The sequence below is a fragment of the Branchiibius sp. NY16-3462-2 genome (assembly GCF_001594145.1).
GTDB lineage: Bacteria > Actinomycetota > Actinomycetes > Actinomycetales > Dermatophilaceae > Branchiibius.
The window spans coordinates 312,898-327,656 of record NZ_LVCF01000001.1; the positions used below are offsets into that span (position 1 = coordinate 312,898).

At 66.7% G+C, this 14,759-nt stretch carries 14 protein-coding genes; 10 read left to right on the plus strand and 4 right to left on the minus strand.

Annotation, left to right across the window (positions count from 1 at the left end):
* The first annotated feature begins 127 nt into the window (after window positions 1-127).
* The 10 genes from AZH51_RS01445 (at window position 128) to AZH51_RS01490 (ending at window position 10,739) form a co-directional block, all read left to right on the plus strand.
* Entirely contained in the window at window positions 128-1,816 is a 1,689-nt protein-coding gene (locus AZH51_RS01445) for a DUF222 domain-containing protein (RefSeq protein WP_291520487.1), read from the plus strand.
* A 55-nt stretch (window positions 1,817-1,871) separates the two neighbouring features.
* Complete coding sequence (soxR, locus tag AZH51_RS01450) at window positions 1,872-2,354, plus strand: redox-sensitive transcriptional activator SoxR (protein WP_291520489.1); 483 nt, start codon at window positions 1,872-1,874, stop codon at window positions 2,352-2,354.
* An 82-nt stretch (window positions 2,355-2,436) separates the two neighbouring features.
* The gene (locus AZH51_RS01455; RefSeq protein WP_367188018.1) at window positions 2,437-4,158 is read left to right on the plus strand and encodes an ABC transporter substrate-binding protein; all 1,722 of its coding nucleotides are present in this window, start codon (window positions 2,437-2,439) and stop codon (window positions 4,156-4,158) included.
* 61 nt (window positions 4,159-4,219) lie between these two features.
* A complete protein-coding gene (locus tag AZH51_RS01460; protein WP_291520491.1) occupies window positions 4,220-5,230 on the plus strand; it encodes an ABC transporter permease in 1,011 nt (336 codons plus the stop codon).
* Window positions 5,230-6,204: an ABC transporter permease gene (locus AZH51_RS01465; RefSeq protein WP_291520493.1), complete on the plus strand. Its 975-nt coding sequence runs from the start codon at window positions 5,230-5,232 to the stop codon at window positions 6,202-6,204. The genes AZH51_RS01460 and AZH51_RS01465 overlap by 1 nt, the downstream gene beginning before the upstream one ends.
* Window positions 6,201-7,208 (plus strand): ABC transporter ATP-binding protein, encoded by a 1,008-nt coding sequence (locus AZH51_RS01470; protein WP_291520495.1) that lies wholly within the window; start codon window positions 6,201-6,203, stop codon window positions 7,206-7,208. Before AZH51_RS01465 ends, AZH51_RS01470 begins: the two co-directional genes overlap by 4 nt.
* The gene (locus tag AZH51_RS01475) at window positions 7,205-8,314 is read left to right on the plus strand and encodes an ABC transporter ATP-binding protein (protein ID WP_291520497.1); all 1,110 of its coding nucleotides are present in this window, start codon (window positions 7,205-7,207) and stop codon (window positions 8,312-8,314) included. The genes AZH51_RS01470 and AZH51_RS01475 overlap by 4 nt, the downstream gene beginning before the upstream one ends.
* Before the next feature lie 44 nt (window positions 8,315-8,358).
* Window positions 8,359-9,084 (plus strand): VIT family protein, encoded by a 726-nt coding sequence (locus AZH51_RS01480; RefSeq protein ID WP_291520499.1) that lies wholly within the window; start codon window positions 8,359-8,361, stop codon window positions 9,082-9,084.
* A gap of 56 nt (window positions 9,085-9,140) precedes the next feature.
* The gene (locus AZH51_RS01485; RefSeq protein WP_291520501.1) at window positions 9,141-10,037 is read left to right on the plus strand and encodes an alpha/beta hydrolase fold domain-containing protein; all 897 of its coding nucleotides are present in this window, start codon (window positions 9,141-9,143) and stop codon (window positions 10,035-10,037) included.
* A gap of 21 nt (window positions 10,038-10,058) precedes the next feature.
* A complete protein-coding gene (locus tag AZH51_RS01490) occupies window positions 10,059-10,739 on the plus strand; it encodes a YafY family protein (RefSeq protein WP_291520503.1) in 681 nt (226 codons plus the stop codon).
* On the opposite strand, the gene AZH51_RS01495 is transcribed toward AZH51_RS01490, so the two are convergent.
* From AZH51_RS01495 to AZH51_RS01510, 4 genes are all read right to left on the minus strand, one after another.
* A complete protein-coding gene (locus AZH51_RS01495) occupies window positions 10,736-12,364 on the minus strand; it encodes a cation acetate symporter (RefSeq protein WP_291520505.1) in 1,629 nt (542 codons plus the stop codon). The two genes, AZH51_RS01490 and AZH51_RS01495, sit on opposite strands and share 4 nt — an antisense overlap.
* Window positions 12,361-12,705, minus strand: coding sequence for a DUF485 domain-containing protein (locus tag AZH51_RS01500; RefSeq protein WP_291520507.1), 345 nt, complete (start codon window positions 12,703-12,705; stop codon window positions 12,361-12,363). The genes AZH51_RS01495 and AZH51_RS01500 overlap by 4 nt, the downstream gene beginning before the upstream one ends.
* A gap of 173 nt (window positions 12,706-12,878) precedes the next feature.
* Entirely contained in the window at window positions 12,879-14,387 is a 1,509-nt protein-coding gene (locus AZH51_RS01505) for a cation acetate symporter (RefSeq protein ID WP_291520509.1), read from the minus strand.
* Window positions 14,384-14,758: a hypothetical protein gene (locus AZH51_RS01510; RefSeq protein ID WP_291520511.1), complete on the minus strand. Its 375-nt coding sequence runs from the start codon at window positions 14,756-14,758 to the stop codon at window positions 14,384-14,386. The genes AZH51_RS01505 and AZH51_RS01510 overlap by 4 nt, the downstream gene beginning before the upstream one ends.
* Between the last annotated feature and the right edge of the window lies 1 nt (window position 14,759).

The window sequence follows — 14,759 nt, forward strand, 5'->3', positions numbered from 1 at the left end:
AAACCGCGCGTCTGTCGATAAGACGCGCGTTTGTGTAGCGGTCGATGCCGATCTAGCCCGGCCGAAATTTCTGAATTTTAGCTGTGCATAACCTGGATAAAGAGTCGAACACCAGTACACTGGGGGTATGTCCGCGACCCCCGCTGAGAGCTCATCAATGCTCCGTGAATCAGCGCTTCTGGACGCCTCTATGTCGCAGTTGTTGGCGGCTGCGGAGCAGTTGTTGCGGGTCGCGTATCACCGCGTCGATAAAGACCTTTCGGACCTGTCTGAGGATGCGTTGCTGGCCGACATCCAGCTCGCCCAACGGGTGCAGAACAGTGCCTGGGCGGTACAGACCCATCGGATCGCGCAGGCCGCGGCGATCGAGCACCGCGAGGACCCCAACCCGGTCGAAGACGCTCTGCCCCGACTGATCTCCCGTGAAGTGCGGCATGAGCCGGGCAGCTTCGTCGATGAATGGTTCCCCCTCGAAGTCGCGACCCGCCTGGGCTGGTCGGACCGGCAAGCCGGCAACCGGATCAGCGCCGCCATCGACACCCTCGATCGCTGTCCTCGGTTGTTGGACCGGGTTGGTGCCGGTGGGTTGGACCCGTTCAAAGCCGCCGTCGTCGCCGACGTCACTACCGGTGCCCCCGAGCACGTCACCGCCGCGGTGGAGGATCGGGTTCTGGCGGGTGACCCCGAAACCACGACCGCAGCAAAACTGCGGGCGAAGGCCCGCCGGCTGAGGGTGCGCCTGGACCCGATCGGGGCAGATGCCGCAGCCCAAGCTCGGCGTCGTTCGGCGGTGGGGGTGTTCGTGCGGGAGCATCACGAACCAGGACTGTCGGAACTGACCGCGGTGCTCCCCACGTTGGATGCGGCGAAGCTGATGGCCGCGATCGACCAATTAGCCCGGGACCTGCACTCAGTCACGACGACGGACAAGACCCTGGCGGAATGCCGGGTCGACGCCCTCACGGATCTGACCCTGGCCGGGGTCGGTGTCGACACGCACCTGACGTTCCTGATCCCGATCAACACCACTGCCCCAGCCGACGCTGACCCGCCAGCTGCGGCCGCATCCCACGATCAGACCGGAACCGGCGGGGATGACCCGTTCGCCGGTGACCCCGGCGACGACCCGTTCGATGGCCTGGATTTCGATGATCTGCCGTGGGCTGATGAGTCCGGGATCGACTGGGCCGCCGAAGGAATAGTCCCGTTCAACGGCCGCGACTTGATGGACGAGGAACTGCGGGCGCTGTTCGATGCAGAACTCGCCGAACTCAACGCCATCGCCAGCACCTCCACCGAACTTCAACAACGAACCGGTCCACCGGGGTGTGGGCACGCGCCCGAACCGGACAACCTCACCCACCAACACCGCCCACCAACCAAAGCCACCGGTGCCGGGATGATCGGTGACCTGCTGCTACCAAAGGTGGGGGTGATACCCGCACGGACCATCACCGAAATGACCCACCTGCTCGGCGTGAAACTCTCCCGAGCCCTCACCGACCCGGCAACAGGCACCGTCATCGAAACCGGTGACCGGTTCTACCGGCCCGGTGCCCGCTTGGCCCGGTTCGTCCAAGCCCGCGACCAACACTGCCGCTTCCCCGGCTGCACCAGGCCCGCGAAACTGTCCGATATCGACCACGTCATCCGCTACCCCGACGGAGACACCACCGCCAGCAACCTGCAATGCCTGTGCCGCCACCACCACCGCGCCAAACACGAAGGCGGCTGGAAAGTGGTCATGTCCCCCACCGGGGTCTGCACCTGGACCAGCCCCACCGGCCACACCTACCTCACCACCCCCGGCGACTGACGGCGGATTCCGGACGTGACCACGTAGGGTCTAATCTCAAGTCGACTTGAGATTGATGGACGTCCGGAGGATCTACATGCAGCAACTCCTGCCCATCGGAGACATCGTGCAGCGCAGTGGATTTAGTGCTCCGACACTGCGGTTCTACGAGGCCGAAGGACTGATCAGCAGCGAACGGACACCCGGCGGGCACCGGATCTATCCACGCGCCGTACTGCGCCGGTTGGCTTTCATCCGGGCCGCCTCCACGATCGGCTTGTCCCTGCAGCAGATTCGCGAGGAACTGGACACCCTGCCCGGCGGGCGCACCCCTACGAAAGCGGACTGGACCCGGCTGTCGCGCCACTGGCGGCACCACCTCGATGAGCGCATCGCGGCGCTGGAACGGTTACGTGACGGCCTGGACGGCTGCATCGGTTGCGGTTGTCTGTCCCTGAAGCGCTGCACGGTGATGAACCTGGGCGACGAACTAGCCGCCCAGGGGCCGGGAGCGCGCCTCCTGCCCCGATTGTTGCGCGAAGACCCGGATCGAAGCTGATGAGTCAAAGGTCTCAACACCGCAACATCGGCAGCGGAACCCACACCCGGGGCACCCCCTTGCTATACCGTTCCCGGAAACCGTGGCCAACCCGGCGACGGTCGCAAGGAATCTGCCCGAGCAGGAGTTCAATCAGATGAAGTTTTCCCGGCTGACCGCGCCACTGGCCATCGCCAGCGTCGCGGCCCTGGCGCTTTCCGGCTGCGCCAAGTCCGACCGTGACTCCGGTGGCACCACCGGCAGCGGCACCGCTGGCGCATCGAATGCCACCCTCACCTTCGGTGCGGCGGGTGCGCCCTCGACGTTCGACCCGTTCTACGGCTCCGACGGCGAAACCTTCCGAGTCAGCCGCCAGATCTTCGACACGCTGGTCGCGATCAAGCCGGGCACCGCCGACCCCGAGCCGGGCCTGGCAACCAGTTGGACCGGCTCCTCCGACGGCAAGGAATGGACCTTCAACCTCCGCCAGGGTGTGAAGTTCAGCGACGGTACGGCCTTGAACGCCGAAGCGGTCTGTAAGAACTTCGAGCGGATGGACTCCCAGAACCAGGCGGGTCAGAGCGCCTCGGAGTACTGGACCACCGTCATGGGCGGCTACAATAAGTCGGCCGACGACCTCTACCAGGGCTGCACCACGGAAGGCACCGACAAGGTCGTCCTGAAGTTCGCCCGGGCCTCCTCCAAGATTCCGAACGGCCTGTCCCTCACCTCGCTGTCGATGCAGAGCCCGACGGCGATGGAAAAGTACAAGGCCAACAACATCCAGGCCCAGGGTGACGGCTTCGTGCAGTCGGAGTACGCGCAGAAGTTCCCGACCGGCACGGGCCCGTTCAAGTTCAGCAGCTACGACGTCACCAACAAGACGATCACCCTGGTCCGCAACGACGACTACTGGGGCGAGAAGGCCAAGGTCGCCAAGTTGGTCTTCTCGATCATCCCCGACGAGTCGCAGCGCAAGCAGTCGCTGCTCGCCGGTCAGATCGACGGTTACGACCTGCCCAACCCGACCGACTGGGACTCGCTGAAGTCCGCCGGGATGAACCTCGAGGTGCGCCCCGCGTTCAACATCCTCTACCTGGGCCTCAACGCCAAGGCTGACCCGGACCTGAAGGACCTCAAGGTCCGCCAGGCCCTCTACTACGCGATCAACCGCGACCAGCTGGTGAAGTCCCAGTTGCCTTCTGGCGCAACGGTTGCCACGCAGTTCATGCCCAACACCGTCGACGGTTACAACAAGTCGCTGCAGCCCAACGGTTACGACCCGGCCAAGGCCAAGTCGCTGCTGGCCGAAGCTGGTAAGAGCAACCTGAGCATCGACCTGTGGTACCCCTCGGAGGTCTCGCGGCCGTACATGCCCAGCCCGATCAAGATCTTCAACGCGATCAAGGCGGACTGGGAAGCTGTCGGCGTCAAGGTCAACACGATCACCAAGCCCTGGGCCGGTGGCTACATCGACCAGACCCAGGCCGGCAAGGCGCCTGCCTACCTGATGGGTTGGACCGGTGATTTCAACAACACCGACAACTTCCTGGGCAGCTTCTTCCCGGCCACCGGGCAGATGGACGTCGGCGCCTACCCCTGGGGCCAGACCCTGGTCAACGACCTGAAGACCGCAGACGGCACGGTCGACGAGAACGCCCGCAACGCGGCGTACGAGAAGATCAACGAGCAGATCATGACCGAGTACCTGCCCGGTCTGCCGATCTCCAGCTCGCCGCCGGCGATTGTCTTCGGCAAGAACGTCACGGGCGTGGTTGCCAGCCCGTTGACCGCCGAGGACTTCGCGACCGCCGTCAAGAAGTAACCACCCGGAGCACGCCGGCCGCGTCAGCGGTCGGCGTGCTTTCCGTGATAGGGGAATTCGCTTGCTGCGCTTCATCGTCCGGCGTCTCTTGCAGATGCTCGGCGTGCTGCTCGTGCTGTCGTTGTTGGTCTTCTTCTGGTTACGTGCGCTACCTGGCGGGCCGGTCTCGGCGCTGCTCGGTGAGCGCGCCACGCCGCAGACCCGCGCGGCAATGGAGAAGGCCCTGGGCCTGGACCAGCCGCTACCCATGCAGTACCTGCGCTTCCTGAACAACGCGCTGCACGGCCAGTTCGGCACCTCGATCGCCGTGCAGCCCGGTGCCGATGCCATGCAGGTCTTCATGAACCGGCTACCCGCGACGATCGAACTGTCGGTCCTGGCGCTGATCTTCGCGCTCGCTGCGGGAATCCCGTTGGGCTACTTGGCTGCTCGGCACCGCGGTACCTTCCTCGATGGCGGATCGGTGATCATCTCGCTGATCGGTGTCGCCGTCCCCGTCTTCTTCCTGGCCTTCGTGCTGAAGTACCTCTTCGCGGTCGAGCTGCACTGGCTGCCGCTGAACGGCCGCCAGGACCCCAACCTGGATGCCACCCGCGTGACCGGGTTCTACATCCTCGACGGCATCATCACCCGCGAGTACGACGCCGCCTGGGATGCGTTCAAACATCTGATCCTGCCGGCGCTGGCGTTGGCGTCGATCCCGTTCGCCGTGGTCCTGCGGATCACCCGGGCCTCCGTCCTGGAAGTGATGGACGAGGACTACGTGCGCACCGCCGAGGCCAAAGGCCTGACCAACCGGACCATCCGCAGCCGGCACATCATGCGCAACGCGATGCTCCCGGTCGTCACGACCATCGGTCTGCAGGTGGGCGGTTTGCTCACCGGCGCCGTGCTGACCGAGACCGTCTTCTCGATCGCCGGGCTGGGTGACGCGATGAACGTCGGGTTCTCCCAGAAGGACTACCCGGTGTTGCAGATCCTGATCCTGATGGCGGCGGTGACGTACGTCGTGGTGAACCTCCTGGTCGATATCGCGTACGCCTATCTGGACCCGAGGGTGAGGACGCGCTGATGGGGGTCTTCGATCGCAAGAAGGAGCGCATCGACGAACTCGCCCGCTCGGGTTCGACGGCAGTGCTGGAGCGCACCGATGAAGCCGGCGCCATCAAGGACAGCGAGGGCGTCAGCCTGTTCGCCTCCGCCTGGCGGCGGCTGCGGCGAAACCCGATGTTCTTGTTCGGCCTGGCCATCGTGGCGATCTTCCTGTTCGTCGCGCTCTTCGCTCCCCTGCTGGCCCGGCACAATCCGGTTACGCAGTACCTGATCAGCGAGGTCACCCCGAACACCCCGATCCCGCCGGCTCAACCGGGATTCCCGCTCGGTGGTGACGACCAGGGCCGGGACCTGCTGTCCCGGTTGATCTGGGGATCCCGGCAGACGCTGCTGGTCGGTGTCGGTGCCACGATCGCCGGTCTGGCCGGCGGATTGATCCTGGGCACCCTGGCCGGTGCGCTCGGCGGCTGGGTCGACTCCGTGGTGATGCGCATCGTGGACGTGATGCTGTCGGTGCCCTCATTGCTGCTGGCGGTCTCGGTCGCGGTGCTGTTCGGTCAAGCATCGCAATGGACCGTCATCCTGGCGATCGGTATCGCGCAGGTGCCCATCTTCGCCCGGTTACTACGAGGATCGATGCTCGCCCAACGCGGCAGTGACCACGTCCTCGCAGCCCGGGCACTCGGCGTACCGGAACGATCGATCGTCTTCCGGCACATGCTGCCCAACTCCCTCGGACCGGTCCTGGTCCAGGCCACGATGGTGGTCGCGACCTCGATCATCGACGCGGCCGCGCTGTCCTTCCTGGGTCTGGGCAACCCGGACGACTCCTCACCCGAATGGGGCCAGATGCTCGGCAACTCAGAGCAATTCATCGACACCTACCCGCACATGGCCTTCTACCCGGCCATCTGCATCATCGTCGTCGCGCTCGGCTTCACCCTGGTCGGTGAGTCACTGCGCGAGGCCCTGGATCCGAAGAGCCGTCGATGAACGCCGAGCCGACGATGAGCGGCCCGCTGCTCAGTGTGCGCGACCTGACGGTGACGTTCGGTCGTGGGGACAGTGCCTTCCGCGCGGTCGACGGCGTGGACTTCGATGTCCGCGCTGGCCAGACGGTCGGTCTGGTGGGCGAATCCGGTTGCGGCAAGTCCGTGACGTCCCTGGCGATCATGGGCCTGCTGCCCCAACGCGGCAACACGGTCACCGGCACCGCAACCTTCGATGGCACCGACCTGTTGTCGTTGTCACCGCGGGCGATGCGCGATCGACGGGGCCGCGATGTGGCGATGATCTTCCAGGACCCGTTGTCCTCGCTGAACCCGGTGGTCCCGATCGGCACCCAGGTCACCGAGGTGATGACCCGGCACCGCGGACTGTCCAAGAAGGAAGCCACTCCCCTGGCGCGGGATCTGCTTGAGCGAGTGGGGATTCCGGATCCGGACCGCCGGCTCAAGGAGTACCCGCACCAACTGTCCGGTGGCATGCGCCAGCGGGCGCTGATCGCCATGGCCCTGGCCTGCGAGCCTCGGCTGTTGATCGCCGATGAGCCCACGACCGCGTTGGACGTGACGATCCAGGCGCAGATCCTGGCGCTGCTCAAAGAACTGGTGACCGACTCCGACACCGCGTTGGTGATGATCACCCACGACCTGGGTGTGGTGGCCGGCCTGTGCGATGAGGTCAACGTGTTGTACGGCGGGAAGATCGTTGAGCGGGCTTCTCGCCATGAGCTGTTCGAGAGTCCGCGGCATCCGTATACGAATGGTCTGCTGGCCTCGATCCCCCGGTTGGATGCACCGCGCGGTGAGCGGCTGACCCCGGTGCCCGGCTCAGTGGCCGACAACCTGCCCTGGACGCACGCGTGTGCCTTCGCACCCCGTTGCTCGCAGCCGATCGAGACGTGCGTGCAGGAGATGCCGCAGCTGGCGGAGGACGGCGGCCGGTTGCTGCGGTGCCACAATCCGGTCCCGGCCAAGCAGGAGGTTTCAGCGTGAGGCTCGTGGATGCCAAGGACGTCGCGGTGCACTTCCCGATCAAGGGCGGCGTGATCTTCGACAAGACGGTGGGTTATGTCTATGCCGTCGATGGTATGGACCTGCAGATCGACGAGGGCGAGACCTACGGTCTGGTCGGTGAATCCGGCTGCGGTAAATCGACATTCGGCCGCGCGCTGCTGTGGCTGGACGAGCCGACCGGCGGCAGTGTCACGATCGACGGGGACGATCTGGCGTCGCTGTCGAAGGAGGCGCTGCGCCGCAAGCGCAAGGACATGCAGATGGTCTTCCAGGACCCGCTGTCCAGCCTCGACCCGCGCCAGACCGTCGAATCACTGCTGCTGGAAGGAATGGCAGCGCACGGGCTGGCCAAGGACAAGAAGGCCGCGAACACCCGGCTGCGCGAGCTCCTGGCGGCGGTCGGTCTGCCACCCCAGGCACTGTCGAAGTATCCGCACGAGTTCTCCGGCGGCCAGCGCCAGCGCGTCGGGATCGCCCGGGCCCTGTCGGTCGATCCCAAACTGATCGTCGCCGACGAACCGGTCAGCGCCCTGGACGTTTCCGTTCAGGCGCAGGTCATCAACCTGCTGGAGGACCTCCAGGAGCAGTTCGGCCTGACCTACCTGGTCATCTCCCACGACCTGGCGGTGGTTCGGCACATCAGTGACCGGGTCGGTGTCATGTACCTGGGCGCGCTGGTCGAAGAGGCACACGCGGACGACCTCTACGCCGCGCCGCTGCACCCCTACACGCGGGCGCTCATGTCCGCCGTACCCGTCCCCGACCCGAGCGCCGAGGACACCCGTGAGCGGTTGTTGCTGACCGGTGACCTGCCCAGCCCGGCCAACCCGCCCAGCGGCTGCCGGTTCCACACCCGGTGCCCGTGGAAGCAGGAGACCCGCTGCGACACCGAGCGGCCGCAGCTGCGGTCGGTCTCGATCGACGGTGTCCCCGAAACCCACCGGGTCGCGTGCCATTTCGCCGAGAGCATCTTCGACGGCAGCCTGAAGCAGCACGAGGTCGACGCGGTCGCTGTGGATCCCGCGGCCGCCAGCACGCCCGACGAAGGCGACCTGTTCCAGCACGGCTCCATCTCGGAGTTGTAGAGCCTCACCTTCCTGGCCCCCACGCGGCAAGGGCGAGCACACTGGTGGCTGTGACTGAGCAGACCGTGACGCCCCACGAGGGCGAAGCCCATCACGAAGGTGTCGCCTCGAAACTGAACTGGCTGCGGGCCGGTGTTCTCGGCGCCAACGACGGCATCGTCAGCGTCGCTGGCATCGTCGTCGGCGTCGCGGGTGCCACGTCCGAGCGCTCCGACATCGCCGTGGCGGGTGTCGCGGGCCTCGTGGCCGGCGCCCTGAGCATGGCCGCCGGCGAGTACGTGTCCGTGAGCACGCAGCGGGACACCGAGAAGGCGCTCATCGCCAAGGAGACGGCCGAACTTCGGGATATGCCGGAGGAGGAACTCGAGGAGCTGACCCAGATCTACCAGGGCAAGGGTCTGGACCGGAATCTGGCCGAGCAGGTCGCCCACCAACTCACCGAGCACGATCCGTTGGCCGCACACGCCGACGCTGAGTTGAACATCGACCCGGACGACCTGACCAATCCGTGGGAGGCCGCGTTCGCCTCGTTCCTGGCCTTCACGGTCGGTGCGGCCCTGCCGCTCTTGGCGATCCTGCTGCCCGGCCCGACGTGGCGGGTCCCGATCACCTTCATCGCCGTCCTCATTGCTCTGGTCATCACCGGATCGGTGTCAGCGCGCCTGGGCGACGCGCCTGTGGGTCGCGCCGTCCTGCGCAATGTCACCGGCGGTGCGATCGCCATGGCCATCACCTACGGCATCGGCCACGCCATCGGACTGGCGATCTGAGAACCATCCGGAAACGGTGACAGTACGGTGTCGCAGATACATCCGACAGTGTCTGCATGGACACCACAACCAGCACCCTGACGCCTGCTGAATCCGAACTGGCCACCTTCGGTCACGACAGCGCTGCACTGAGCGCCGAGCATGCCGCCCAATGGGCCTCGGCTACCGGCAACCTGTACGAACTGCCCGAAGGGCTGACCTGGCCGCAGTACCGGGCCAGCAGTTCGATCGGCGAACCAACCCTCGACCCGGACGGCCGCGATGAGGTGATCGGCGGCGTACCCGTCCGGATCATTGAGCCGCTCAGCCGCCCCACGCGCGGCACCTACCTCTACCTGCACGGCGGTGGGTGGTGCCTGGGTTCGCACCGCACGACGGATGGTCGCCTGCGCGCGATCGCCGAGCACACGGGCCTGCGGGCTATTTCGGTGGGCTACCGGCAGCCACCTGAGCACCCGTTCCCGGCGTGCCTCGAGGACTGCCTGACGGTCGCGGACCGTCTTGACGGACAGCGCCTGATCGGCGGCGACTCGGCGGGTGCGCACCTGGCGGCCCTTGTGCTGCAACGACGCCCGGGATCCTGGCTGGGTGCCCTGCTCACCTTCGGCGTCTACGACCTTGCCGGTACGCCGAGTGCGGGCTCCCGCTTGGACACCCCCGTGCGCATGCTGCTGGCCGGGGTCCCTCGGGATCAGTGGCGCGACCCGGAGTACTCACCGCTCTACGGCGATCTGACCGGGATGCCGCCGGCCCTGTTCACCGTCGGTACCAGGGACACGCTGCTCGACGACACCCTGTGGATGGCGGCACGGTGGCGCCAGGTGGCTCCGACCCGCCTGGAGGTTGTCGCAGGTGCCGGGCACGCCTACACCCTGGCCGATCTGCCCGTCCGATATGAAACGGAGGCCCTCTATCGTGACTGGCTCACCGAGCAGATCGACGCACCGAACTGATCGACCCAGCAGACTGTCCGCATGACACGCCTCGATCGGCTCTTCGCGCTCACCGAGCGGTTGCGGGCCGCGACTCCACGGCTGGTCACCGTCGCCGCGCTGGCCGCCGAACACCAGGTGAGTGAGCGGACGATCCAACGGGATCTACAGACGCTCATGGCCAGCGGCGTGCCGGTCCGTTTCGAGGAGGGCCGGGGTGGCGGTTGGACGATCGACAAGGAGCACAGCCTGCCACCCTTGAACCTCACCGAGGCCGAAGCCGTCGCCGTGCTGCTGGCGCTGTCGGAGACCGGACGGATGCCCTATGGCTCCGCTGGTGAGTCGGCGTTGCGCAAGGTGCGGGCCGGTCTGGGATCGCGAGCCAAAGCGCATGTTGGTCAATGGGATTCGCAGATCGCCGTGGTGGTCAAGGAGACGGTCGCACCAGGAATCCTCCGCGCCATCGAGACGGCAGTGACGACCTCGACCGCGCTGACCATCGAATACGTCGCTCGTGACGGGACGGCCACCTCGCGGACGGTCGAGCCGGTCGGGATGCTGCGCGGGCAGGATCACTGGTACCTCATCGCTTGGTGCCGCACCCGCGAGGGTTTCCGCGCCTTTCGGACGGACCGAGTGCGTCGCGCCACCGGCTCTGATCAGCCGGTGGCGCGACGTGACCTCACCACGGTTTTGCGGGATGAGGGTGTGCAGATCCGCTAGTGGTCGACGGCTCCTTCGGCGCCGACACCGGTGAGCGAACGCACCTCCAGCTCAGCCCATTTCGCCTCGTTGTGCTCCTTACTGGTGACCGTTCCCAACCAACCGAGGAAGAAACCGATCGGGATGGAGATGATGCCGGGGTTGTCCAGCGGGAACCAGTGGAAGTCCACGCCCTGCAGCATCGACTCGCTCTTGCCGGTCGCCGGCAGGACCGGCTTACCGGACACCACCGGCGAGAAGATGATCAGCGTCACCGCCGAGATCAACCCGCCGTAGATGCTCCACACCGCGCCGCGGGTGTTGAACCGCTTCCAGAACAACGAGTAGAGGATCGTCGGCAGGTTCGCACTCGCCGCAACCGCGAAGGCCAGGGCGACCAGGAAGGCGACGTTCTGCCCGATGGCGAAGATGCCACCGATGATCGCAACCGCACCCAGCGCCAGCGCGGACAGCCGGGCGACCTTGACCTCCTCCTCGGGAGTAGCCGTGCCCTTCTTGATTACCGAGTTGTAGACGTCGTGCGACAGGGAGGCACTGGCCGTGATGGTCAGACCCGCGACCACCGCGAGGATCGTCGCGAACGCGATACCGGCGATGATGCCCAGCAACACCGTGCCACCCAGTTCGAAGGCCAGTAGCGGCGCCGCCGAATTCGCTTTGCCGGGAGCGGCATTGATTTTCTCCGAGCCGACCAGGGCGGCGGCGCCGTATCCGATCACCAGGGTGAGCAGGTAGAAGATGCCGATCAGCCAGATCGCCCACACACCCGAACGCCGGGCCTCCTTGGCCGACGGCACCGTGTAGAAGCGCATCAGCACGTGCGGCAGACCCGCTGTACCGAGCACCAGCGCCAACGACAACGAGATGAAGTCGATCTTGGTGGTGGTGTCCTTGCCGTACTTCGCACCCGGGTTGAGCAGCTTCTCGCCGCCGGCGTCGGCCGCACCACCCAGCAGGCTGGACAGGTTCATCCCGAACTTGCCGAGGGTCCACACGCTCATCACGAAGACACCGATGATCAGCAACGTCGCCTTGATCATCTGCACCCAGGTGGTGCCCTTCATCCCGCCGACCAGTACGTAGACGATCATCAGGATGCCGACCGCGATAACCACGATCCGCTGCCCGACGGCGCCGTCGATACCCAGCAGCAACGCGACCAGACCACCGGCGCCGGCCATCTGGGCCAGCAGGTAGAAGAACGACACCGCCAGGGTGGAGATCGCCGCGGCCATCCGGACCGGGCGCTGCTTGAGCCGGAAGGACAGCACATCGGCCATCGTGTATTTACCGACGTTGCGCAGCAGTTCGGCAACCAGCAGCAAGGCGATCAACCAGGCGACCAGGAAGCCGATGGAGTAGAGGAAGCCGTCGTAGCCGGTCAGGGCGATCGCGCCCGCGATACCCAGGAAGGACGCGGCCGACAGGTAGTCACCGGCGATGGCAATGCCGTTCTGCCGCCCGGAGAAGGCCCGGCCGCCGGCGTAGAAGTCGGTCGCCGAGCGGTTGGTGCGCGAGACCCGCAGCACGATGTAGAGGGTGAACGCCACGAACAACAGGAAGATCCCGATGTTCAGCGCCGGGCTCCCGACGGTCGCCGCGGTCTGGACGGTGAACGCGTTCATTTCTCGCCCTCCGCCATCCGCGCCTTCATCTTGGTGGCGATCGCCTCGGCGCGCGGGTCGAACTCCTTGTCGGCCCAGCGGACGTAGAGCATCGTGATGGCGAACGTCGACACAAACTGCAGCAGGCCGAAGATCAGGCCGATGTTGATGTTGCCGATCACCTTCTTCGACATGAAGTCGTGCGCGAAGACAGCGCACAGCACGTAGAGGAAGTACCACGTCAGCCCGGCGATCGTCATCGGGAAGACGAAGCCGCGGAATTTCCTTCGCATCTCGACGAATTCGTCGCTGCGCTGCACCTCCTCGGCGAGCGTTGGTTCTTCTTGGACGTCGTTGGCCACGGGCGCCACCTCCTTGCTGTTCGGTCGACCACCGGCGGATCGATGCGCCCTACAGTGACTCAGGTCACATGGTCGGCGAGTCATCCCCGGCGCGTGGTGCGCCAGACGCGCGGTCCGGGTCGGCGTACGGCGATGGGCGGTGCGACCAGCGGTAGGTGCGGCGCGACGAACGGTCAGCGCGCGGTGACCCCGACCTGCTCAGGGGTGTGCAGGCGCATCAGCACCCCGACGGTGCGCGCCGGGACGCTGCCCGGTGTCGCCAGGGAGACGATCACCATCACCGCGAAGGTCAGCGGCGTGCACCAGGCGGCCGGTTGGCTCAGCAACGCACCGGGCCAGCCGCTGAGGTCGCGGTGCACCATCGTGATCACCACTGCGGCCGTGGCCGTGAGGCCGCCGGTGAGCAGGCCGGCGATCGCACCCGTCCGGCTCAGCCCCCGCCACCAGATCCCGAGGACGAGCAGCGGCGCGAACGTGGCAGCGGCGACGGCGAACGCCAGGGTGACCGTGGTCGCCAGACCGACCGACGGCAGGAGGATCGAGGCAACGTACGGCGCGCCAAGAGCCGCGAGGGCCGCCACCCGGAACCCTCGCAAGGGTTGGGATCCTCCCGACCCGCGGGCGACCCACAGATCGTGGTGCAGCGCCCCGGTCACGGACATCGCCAACCCGGAAGCGGTGGACAAGAACGCCGCGAACGCTCCCCCGGCCACGACCGCAGTCAGCAGGTGGGCCGGCGCTCCGGAGAAGGCCGCGCCCGGCAGGCCGAGCACCACGGCATCGGTGTCACCGCTCGGGACAGGGTCGAGATACACCCGGGCCAGCACGGCCCACAGCGGCGGGAACAGATAGAACACCCCGAGCAGGGCGATCACGGCAACGGTCGTGCGCCGGGCGTCGGTGCCATCGGGGTTGGTGTAGAACCGCACCAGGATGTGCGGCAGACCCATGGCGCCCAGCGCGAGCGCGACCAGGGTGCTCCAGGTGGCGTAGACCGGGTGGCCGTGTTCGCCCAGCCCCCACAACGGTCCCGCCCAGCCCGGGTCCGGTGGCGTCATCCCCGGCCGGCCCTGCAACCACCAGTACGCCAGCAGGATGCACACCGGGACACTGATCGCGGTCAGTTTCAGCCAGTACTGCATGGCCTGGACAGCGGTGATGGATCGCATGCCGCCGGAGGCGACGTTGGCCAGCACGACGATGGCCACGACCAGTCCCCCGACCCAGGTCGGCCAGCCGGTGAGGTGGGTCAGGGCCAGCCCGGCGCCCTGGAACTGCGGCAGCAGATACAGCCAGCCGATCGCGATGACCAGCACTGCGGCCAGGCGGCGCACGAATACCGAGTCCAGGCGCATCTGGGCGAAGTCGGCCAGGGTGTAGGCGCCCGACCGGCGAAGTGGAGCCGCGACGAGGACGAGGAGCACGACGTACCCGACGGTGTATCCGACCGGCAGCCACAGCAGGTCGACCCCCCGTTGGTAGACCAGGGCCGCGACGCCGAGAAACGATGCGGCAGAGAGGTATTCACCGCAGATGGCGCTGGCGTTGCGCCACGGTCGCACGGTGCGGCCCGCCACGTAGAAGTCGCTGGTGGGCCGCGACCACCGCAGACCCCACGAACCCACCGCCAGGGTCAGCGCACAGACCACCAACACGGCACCGAGTGAGAGCCACTGCGTCACGCACTGTCCTCCGCGACGGCGTCGGCGAACTGCTGCTCGATCCGGCTGCTCGCTCGCACGTAGAAGCGCGCCGCCAGATAGGCGGCGGGATAGACCAGTACGCCGAGCAGCCACCAGGGCAGCCCGATCCCGGCGATGCGGGTGGTGCTGATCGCCGGCACTAGGGAGAAGACCAACGGCAGTCCGCCGAGGACAACGGCACCGACGGCCAGGACGGTCAGGCTCAGCCGCAGTTGCGCCCGCATCAGGCCCGCGAGGTAGACCTCACCGACGTCGCTCTGCTCGTGCAGTTCCACGGCGCGGGGGCGGCCCCGGGGGGTCCGGGCGGCTGTCGCGGAACTGGTGATCCGCACCCGGCGGGACTCGGGCATC

Coding starts and splice junctions, on each gene's coding strand:
- AZH51_RS01445 (WP_291520487.1), top strand. CDS start 128: ATGTCCGCGACCCCCGCTGAGAGCTCATCAATGCTCCGTGAATCAGCG.
- soxR (WP_291520489.1), top strand. CDS start 1,872: ATGGACGTCCGGAGGATCTACATGCAGCAACTCCTGCCCATCGGAGAC.
- AZH51_RS01465 (WP_291520493.1), top strand. CDS start 5,230: ATGGGGGTCTTCGATCGCAAGAAGGAGCGCATCGACGAACTCGCCCGC.
- AZH51_RS01470 (WP_291520495.1), top strand. CDS start 6,201: ATGAACGCCGAGCCGACGATGAGCGGCCCGCTGCTCAGTGTGCGCGAC.
- AZH51_RS01485 (WP_291520501.1), top strand. CDS start 9,141: ATGGACACCACAACCAGCACCCTGACGCCTGCTGAATCCGAACTGGCC.
- AZH51_RS01490 (WP_291520503.1), top strand. CDS start 10,059: ATGACACGCCTCGATCGGCTCTTCGCGCTCACCGAGCGGTTGCGGGCC.
- AZH51_RS01495 (WP_291520505.1), bottom strand. CDS start 12,364: ATGAACGCGTTCACCGTCCAGACCGCGGCGACCGTCGGGAGCCCGGCG.
- AZH51_RS01510 (WP_291520511.1), bottom strand. CDS start 14,758: ATGCCCGAGTCCCGCCGGGTGCGGATCACCAGTTCCGCGACAGCCGCC.